The organism is Alphaproteobacteria bacterium (genome assembly GCA_030680745.1).
Lineage (GTDB): Bacteria > Pseudomonadota > Alphaproteobacteria > JAUXUR01 > JAUXUR01 > JAUXUR01.
Window position 1 is genome coordinate 24,313 of the sequence record JAUXUR010000070.1, and the last position, 6,920, is coordinate 31,232.

11 protein-coding genes are annotated in these 6,920 nt (G+C 33.3%); 4 read left to right on the plus strand and 7 right to left on the minus strand.

What is annotated here, in order from left to right; genetic code table 11:
- Positions 1 to 38 precede the first annotated feature (38 nt).
- Complete coding sequence (locus Q8L85_08040; protein MDP1724636.1) at positions 39 to 167, plus strand: hypothetical protein; 129 nt, start codon at positions 39 to 41, stop codon at positions 165 to 167.
- Here Q8L85_08040 and Q8L85_08045 read toward each other — a convergent pair.
- The 3 genes from Q8L85_08045 to Q8L85_08055 form a co-directional block, all read right to left on the minus strand.
- Positions 143 to 1,153: a hypothetical protein gene (locus Q8L85_08045; GenBank protein ID MDP1724637.1), complete on the minus strand. Its 1,011-nt coding sequence runs from the start codon at positions 1,151 to 1,153 to the stop codon at positions 143 to 145. The two genes, Q8L85_08040 and Q8L85_08045, sit on opposite strands and share 25 nt — an antisense overlap.
- Before the next feature lie 493 nt (positions 1,154 to 1,646).
- The gene (locus tag Q8L85_08050) at positions 1,647 to 2,132 is read right to left on the minus strand and encodes a MarR family transcriptional regulator (GenBank protein MDP1724638.1); all 486 of its coding nucleotides are present in this window, start codon (positions 2,130 to 2,132) and stop codon (positions 1,647 to 1,649) included.
- On the minus strand, positions 2,096 to 2,497 hold the full coding sequence (locus Q8L85_08055; GenBank protein MDP1724639.1) for a hypothetical protein: 402 nt from the start codon (positions 2,495 to 2,497) through the stop codon (positions 2,096 to 2,098). Before Q8L85_08055 ends, Q8L85_08050 begins: the two co-directional genes overlap by 37 nt.
- Between Q8L85_08055 and Q8L85_08060 the strand changes: the two genes are divergently transcribed.
- On the plus strand, positions 2,463 to 2,831 hold the full coding sequence (locus Q8L85_08060) for a pilus assembly protein (protein MDP1724640.1): 369 nt from the start codon (positions 2,463 to 2,465) through the stop codon (positions 2,829 to 2,831). The genes Q8L85_08055 and Q8L85_08060 overlap by 35 nt on opposite strands.
- A 3-nt stretch (positions 2,832 to 2,834) precedes the next feature.
- On the opposite strand, the gene Q8L85_08065 is transcribed toward Q8L85_08060, so the two are convergent.
- Together Q8L85_08065 and Q8L85_08070 are read right to left on the minus strand one after the other, a co-directional pair.
- The gene (locus tag Q8L85_08065; protein MDP1724641.1) at positions 2,835 to 3,185 is read right to left on the minus strand and encodes a CZB domain-containing protein; all 351 of its coding nucleotides are present in this window, start codon (positions 3,183 to 3,185) and stop codon (positions 2,835 to 2,837) included.
- A 77-nt stretch (positions 3,186 to 3,262) separates the two neighbouring features.
- Positions 3,263 to 4,030 carry a DUF2608 domain-containing protein gene (locus tag Q8L85_08070; GenBank protein MDP1724642.1) on the minus strand — a complete coding sequence of 256 codons (768 nt, stop codon included), beginning with the start codon at positions 4,028 to 4,030 and terminating at the stop codon, positions 3,263 to 3,265.
- 186 nt (positions 4,031 to 4,216) lie between these two features.
- On the opposite strand from Q8L85_08070, the gene rlmB reads away from it, so the two are divergent.
- Positions 4,217 to 4,993 (plus strand): 23S rRNA (guanosine(2251)-2'-O)-methyltransferase RlmB, encoded by a 777-nt coding sequence (rlmB, locus tag Q8L85_08075; GenBank protein ID MDP1724643.1) that lies wholly within the window; start codon positions 4,217 to 4,219, stop codon positions 4,991 to 4,993.
- Here rlmB and Q8L85_08080 read toward each other — a convergent pair.
- On the minus strand, positions 4,990 to 5,670 hold the full coding sequence (locus tag Q8L85_08080) for a diphthine--ammonia ligase (GenBank protein ID MDP1724644.1): 681 nt from the start codon (positions 5,668 to 5,670) through the stop codon (positions 4,990 to 4,992). The two genes, rlmB and Q8L85_08080, sit on opposite strands and share 4 nt — an antisense overlap.
- A gap of 362 nt (positions 5,671 to 6,032) precedes the next feature.
- On the opposite strand from Q8L85_08080, the gene Q8L85_08085 reads away from it, so the two are divergent.
- The gene (locus Q8L85_08085) at positions 6,033 to 6,527 is read left to right on the plus strand and encodes a GNAT family N-acetyltransferase (protein MDP1724645.1); all 495 of its coding nucleotides are present in this window, start codon (positions 6,033 to 6,035) and stop codon (positions 6,525 to 6,527) included.
- A 115-nt stretch (positions 6,528 to 6,642) separates the two neighbouring features.
- Here the strand turns inward: Q8L85_08085 and Q8L85_08090 are convergent.
- Positions 6,643 to 6,920 (minus strand): hypothetical protein (locus Q8L85_08090; GenBank protein ID MDP1724646.1); only part of this gene is annotated, 278 nt, incomplete at its 5' end.

The window sequence follows — 6,920 nt, forward strand, 5'->3', positions numbered from 1 at the left end:
GCAAACAAGAAATAACGGACGATATAAAGTTTTTATACATGAAAAAAGTTAGAAAAGATATTCGTATGAAATTAAACGATTATATAAACGCCACTGAGACCGAAACAACATCGATCGGCCCTCAACAGCGCGTTTCAGAAATCTATTTTAAAGGCTCCAAAGGCTGACTCTCAACAGACAATGGCGCATGTTTTGAATGCTTCTGATGATGTGCATTATTCGAATGTTGCTGTCCATGATGCGCGTTATTCGAATGTTGTTGCCCGTGATGTACGTTACCCGAATGATGCTGCCCATGATGCGCATTATTTGGATGAGGCTGCGACGATTGCGGTTGTTGTGGTGCGTGATGATTTTGCGTGGCTGTTGCAGGACGATAAGGCGTGCGCCCATAGCTTAAACGTGCAATTTCACTACTTACGTTTGAAAAATCATTATCTTGCCTTGGCAAGCATCTATTATAAGGCAAATCAAACATACGACCAACAAGATTCACAAGACCCAATTCAATGGCTTCATGTAAGGCAAGATCTGCCGCTTGTTGAATTTGAATTGATCCACTAAGATTAATAGCCTTTTTACCAATAAGCCTAAAAAGACCTGCATCATTTTGGAAAATATTCCATTCTGCTTTAAAATTACCGGAAGCTAAATCACCACCATCATTAATAAAAACTGTGTTATCAAGAGAAGAATTAACCGACATATGAACTATTGCAACAACGCGCGTTACTTTGTGATTAAAATTAACTGGATTTATAGCAATAGAAATTGATTTTTGATCATGTGTAGAATCAAGAATTACAATTGAGCCATGAACAAAAAAATCAGTACCTTGTTTATTAAATTCAAAAATCTGTGGATTATCTCTAAAATTATGTGGAATTGCCGTTTTAATTTTAAAATATTTAAACTTGGCAAGCGAATCTGCGGCAAGATCAGCTGCACCTTGTGTAATGGGTTTCGCCGTTGTAATGGACCCTTTACCTGTTTTGTCGAGGAAGCTTGCGATAAGGCCAGTATATTTATAAACCTTTTCAGGCGGCAGCATTAAGCCCAAACATTCTATACTTTGTCCATAATAAGACGTGTAAGTAGAAGTATGTGTTTGAGTTGTGACATTGAATCCTGGGACACTACATCCATTAAGCATGAACAAAGAGCCCAATATATAAGAGGACCTCAAAAAAGATGTTTTTATTTTTTTAATTGCTTCATACGTCAAGGCGATGGTCCTCCCCGTCATTCTGTCAGAAATGGCCTGTTTTTGTATCTATCCACCTTCATATAGACAAATTTGTCTTCAATGCCTTGTATCCCAAACTTAATGCATTTCATATACACTTCATTTCGTTTCAAGGACTTCTGGACTCTCACACAAAATTTGTGTAATTTACCTCGAAGATCTTAGGTGGCTATTACATTTTTATTTAATGATAGTATATGCAAATAACATGCCATTTGATTCTTCATATGGTGTGTTATTTTACCAAACGTTAATGTTTTTATGCCAAGTCTTATTCTACAAGTATTTTTAAATTTAGGAAAACATTTTTACAAATTTTCAAAAAAGAATACAACTAATTGTTTTTATACAACGACAATTCGCGAAAGTGTAATTTTTTCTTAAAATAAAAAGTAGCTTTCTAAACATCTTTTGCCGCATTATGTTGAAAAATAGAAATAAGTTTTGAAAGGAGCATATTAATGGTTTGTAATGATGGCCCCAATGACAATTGTTCATAAATTTCATTACTTAAATTAAAAAGAATAAGACGTAATTTTTTTCCTGAATCTGTTAATGAAATATCAAGTTTACGCTCGTCTTCAAGCGCTCTTATGCGTCGTATAAAATTTTTTGCTTCTAGTCTTTTTAAGAGCGGTGTCAATGTACCCGAATCAAGATAAAGCTTTTCACCAATTTCTTCAACAGATGAAGGTGATTCAGTATTCAATGCTAAAAAAACAAGATATTGGGTATATGTTAAATCATGCTCTTCAAGGTGAGATTTAAAAATCCGGGTTACATGGCGTGATGCTGCATGAAGCAAAAAATCAAGACGTTGATTTAAAAAGTCTGATTCTTCAATCGGCTTTACTTTAAATTGGTTAACATTTTTTGATTGGCGCAATGGGGACATGATCCTAAAACCTCTTTAGCTTCTTCATTTTTACCCTCTAAAAAATATGATAACGCAAGATTGTTTAATATCGACGTTTTTTTCGCATCCACCACAAGAATTATTTTGTAAACTTCTTGCGCTTTTGAATGCGCCCCTGTTAAATCAAAGGCTATGCCACGATAGTTTAATAATTGCAAATCTTGGCAATTTTCCGTTAATTGAATTACCTCATTAGGCATTTTTTGACGAATATAATAATCCAGTAATTTTTCTTTCGATTGTTTCTCACTTGCTGCAAGATGAGAGATAGATTTTGTTGCGTGATGAGGCTGACAACCAATGAGGATTAATCCAACCCAAAAAGGAAGTAGCATTCTTGAATTTATTGTCATTTTACCTATTTTATTTTCTTTTTTAGTCGTTTTTATAGATCTCGCAATAATTTTTTACAAACAATCGCACCTGGATAACGCTCTTTTTAGACTTCATGATAAAATTACCAATGAAGATCCTATTTCCACCATTCAAGATAAACTTAAGTTACAAGGGTTTAAACAGGAAGATCTTTTATTAACACACAAAGACGGACTCATCATTGTTAATTATAGACAAGCCTTTTTAACGCCTTTTATATCAGCATTAATGAATAAAGACTATATTGAATTAACGTCTTTCATAAGCCTCCCTGACGAAGCAATAATCAACTAAAAATTATGCAGCTGCCTTTTTTTCCATAAACGAAAGCAACGTAAGAATTTTTAAAGATAATTCTCTAAATTTACTATCAGCACCTAATTTTAGATTTGCTTCTTCTTTTTTATTACTATCAATCAATCGTACGATTTCAGCAGCATTTTCATGAAATTTAATATGTATTTTACGTAATTCTTCATATTCAGCATAAATAATATTTTTTTTGCCTTCACCATAAATCCATTGACCTAAAGCGCAAAGATTATCTTTTTGAATATCTTCAGGATTTAACATACCAGATCCATTTAAATACAAGCGTAATTTTGTATTCCAATCACGATGCGCTTTTGCAGCTTCTTGAAAATCCATTTATCTCTCCTTCTTTTTAGCTACTTTAAAAAGAAAATAAAGATATAAACAGAGAGCCTCTCTGCCCTATTATAATATTAATCAATATATTTAATTTCTTCATAAATTTCATCGACATTTAAAGAATGTTTAATATAAGTATAATAAAACGAATGCACATTAGGGATTGATTTTATAGTTTTCGAAACATGATCAGCGTGATCTTCACGATTGTCAAAAAATAAAACAGTGTTAATTAAATTTTGTCCAGATTCACTTCTTTTTTCATTTAATATTCTAACAACTTCATCTATTTTTTCTGCTTTATTTTTTGACGACGTATGACCAGGGTGAAAAAAATCGCCAGAATAAAAGAATGGATAATGATGAATATCAATAAAATGTTTCGTTAAATCAATTTCTGCTTCATTAAGCAATATTAATCTTTCATCACCTTCAGCTAATGTTGAAGCGGTACATGTAATAACGGACACACCTTCATTTTGTAATTTTTTAATAAAATTTGGTATTTGCGCCTCAACCCAAATATATTGCCTGGGAAACAATTGATGTACTTTATCCCTTAGAAAATCCCAAAATTTTATAAATTTCATACCCTTTTTCTGAATAAGTTTTTCACAAAACTCTGAATATTCAAGGACTAAATCGTCATTTTCATCAAGAAGAATATGTTTTTGTCGAACAAGAGTATTATCAATATCAAAAACTGCAATTGTTTCTGTGGGATTAAAATTGACACAATGTGTATCGAATTCATTAAAGGATTTAAGCTCATATTTTTGTGAAAAAGAATCAAAAGAAATTAAAACCAAAACAAAAAATAAATAAAAGTTAATAATGCGCATTTCAAATTCCTATTTTTAATTATCCAATAAATTAATTATATCATATTTATTTAAAATAATTAATAAAAAATATTAATTATTTTTTTTATTTAAAAAATGATCATTATAAAAAAGTTAAACAATAAGGTTCAATCTTAGTAAAAAAGAATCTCGCCAAAAAGACTAATTTAGTGTAGATTCTCAGTCATGAAAAATAGAAAACCTGCCCCCTCTTTTAAAAAAGATACACCCAAATCCAATCAAGATTGGATTTATGGTCTTCATGCTTGCAAATATGCGCTCTCTAATACAAAGCGTCATATTCAAAAAGTGCTGCTTACCACTGAAATTTACGACACCTTTATGGCAGAACAATTATTGCCCGATCATATTCCTTACGAATTACGATCTGGGCTTGAAATTGCTAAAAATATACCACCTCAAGCTGTTCATCAAGGTATTGCAATTCAATCAAAAGCTTTAGCGCAACCCAGCCTTGAAGAGTTTATAATTGAGCACGAAAACACAGAAAATCTTTGCGTTGTTATTCTTGATCAAGTAACAGATCCCCATAATATTGGGGCCATCATGCGAACAGCTTCTGCTTTTGGCGCGCATGCAATTATAACGACAGATCGTGGAACACCACCTTTAACAGGGACTATTGCAAAATCCGCATCAGGTGCTGTCGAATTCCTTCCTTTTATCCGTGTTACTAATTTAGCACGCGGCCTTGATATGCTTAAAAAGATTGGGTTTTGGGTCGTAGGCCTTGATGAAAATGGTGAAAAATTTTTACACGAACATGATTTAAAAGGCAAAATCGGCTTATTACTTGGCGCTGAAGGCCCAGGATTAAGAAGATTATCCTTAGAATCCTGCGACTATTTAGCAAAATTACCGACTGTCCCCCCTATTGGTTGCTTAAATGTATCTAATGCCGCTGCAATTGGATTATATGAATATAAAAAACAAAATACTTAAATAAGGTCGACGTCTAAAAACCAATACCCCTCTTTTAAAACTGATTCTTTATCAACTAGATTAAGTGGTTTTGAAAAAAGCGGACTATCAAAAACAACACTATGATATTCGCCTGCTTCACCAAAAGGATGAATGCCCTGCCCTATAAATTCATTCATTAATTCTTTTGTCAGCACTTGGCCCAGATATTTTTTGTCCAAACAATTCGCATTAATCGCTATAATTTTGGTTTTTATGCCTGACGCTAAAAAATTTGACATCAAATCTTCTTCTGTTTCATCCCATAAAGGTTCAATGGCGACGATTTCAGCTTGCCTGCAAACATGTTCAGCCCATTGCCGATTCGCAAGTGCATTAAATTGATTTTTCATTTGCATATCACCAAAAACACCAGCTTCAATGCCTTCGTTTTTAAGTGTTTTTAAAGCTGCAATAAAAGTCCTTTCATACTCATTCCAACTTGCAGCGTAAAATAAAATGGGAACGCCCAATGAATCCGCTTGGGCTTGAAGGATCTGCTTTTTAAGTCCATGTGACCTACTTCTTTCAACATCTTCCGTGAGCATATTTAAAAGAAAATGAGGTTTACCCAAACATTCTGCTGCACGATGTAATGCTAAACAAGAATCTTTGCCACCACTCCAAGAAACAAAATATGGTTTTTTAATATGATCCAACGAAAAACACCTTTTTGATTTTTATACTGGCATATTGTTATAATAATGAGGTCGAAAACACCATCAATTTTTTATACACATTTCCCCGCTATTGATCCGTAAATAACACCGGCCTGCTTTTGCTTGGTTAAATTAAAGGTGAGCCCATCTATAAAGATTGCCCAAATATTTTCAAAAAAAAATTTTTATTTTACTTCACTCACATAAGAAAAAATGTTAGAGGTTCAGAATAAACTGAATAATAGACCACGAAAATCGTTGGGCTATAAAAAACCCGTTGAAATCTTCTTCGGGCTTATGAAGCTAAATCCGGATCGTGCACTTCACTGTTGAATGTGCGTTACAAAATATAGAAAGAAATCATGAAAAATAATATATTAATTAGAGAAGCAAAAAATATCGATTCAAAAGCCATTATAAGTCTTATTTTTGATATTTGGACCCAAGAATGCGGCTTTAAGGTTCATCAAAAAGATTTTCCAGATCTTCATCAAATTGAAGATTTTTATCAGCTAAAAGGTGGCTTATTTTTGGTCGCTGTTATTAACGAAGAAATTGTTGGCACAATTGCCTATGATAAGATCACAGATACTGTTTTTATTTTAAAAAGAATGTTCGTGCGAAAAGATTTTCGTCAATTGGGCGTTGCTCAAAGATTGCTAGATACACTTTTAGAGAAAAAAGTAAGCATACCTTTATGCTCCTTTTTCTTGAGTACTAAAGAAGATTTAGCGCTTGCTGCTAAAAAGCTTTATCTAAAAAATGGATTCAAAATTATTGAACGTCAAGATTTACCGACTCAATTTCCATTTTTCTATGAAGACGATTTATTCATGGTAAAGAATTTTGATTCATGAGCCTTACAAACATAAGTTTTGTAAGACTCAAAAACACTACAAGTTGAAAACCAGCGCCCCCTCCTACGCCCCGCGGCCATATTATTACCCATAAGTATGTACGCAACCTCGGAAATTAAAAAAACGGCCGAATTAACGCACAACCTATTGAATTAAAAGGAAAAATAAAGGACCCCGTCGTTGCGAACCCCCGCAGGGGGTGTGGCAATCTAGTTCTAAAATCAACATTTATAGCTTTAGTAGAGTTATTTTCTGGATCAACTATGTTGTGAAGTTTTTTAAGGAGGGGCTCATTGCCGCCCCCAAGCTGCGTTGCAGCTTTCCCCGCTAGGATATTTACAGCAAAAAAAATGAATAAATAGTGTTTTTGAATGATTTTTGAGTATTTTTCGT

Bases quoted from the DNA above. Each gene is read 5' to 3' on its own strand.
- Q8L85_08070 (MDP1724642.1), bottom strand. From the start codon at position 4,030: ATGCGCATTATTAACTTTTATTTATTTTTTGTTTTGGTTTTAATTTCT.
- Q8L85_08055 (MDP1724639.1), bottom strand. From the start codon at position 2,497: ATGCTACTTCCTTTTTGGGTTGGATTAATCCTCATTGGTTGTCAGCCT.
- Q8L85_08045 (MDP1724637.1), bottom strand. From the start codon at position 1,153: ATGCTTAATGGATGTAGTGTCCCAGGATTCAATGTCACAACTCAAACA.
- Q8L85_08040 (MDP1724636.1), top strand. From the start codon at position 39: ATGAAAAAAGTTAGAAAAGATATTCGTATGAAATTAAACGATTATATA.
- Q8L85_08065 (MDP1724641.1), bottom strand. From the start codon at position 3,185: ATGGATTTTCAAGAAGCTGCAAAAGCGCATCGTGATTGGAATACAAAA.
- rlmB (MDP1724643.1), top strand. From the start codon at position 4,217: ATGAAAAATAGAAAACCTGCCCCCTCTTTTAAAAAAGATACACCCAAA.
- Q8L85_08060 (MDP1724640.1), top strand. From the start codon at position 2,463: ATGAGGATTAATCCAACCCAAAAAGGAAGTAGCATTCTTGAATTTATT.
- Q8L85_08085 (MDP1724645.1), top strand. From the start codon at position 6,033: ATGAAAAATAATATATTAATTAGAGAAGCAAAAAATATCGATTCAAAA.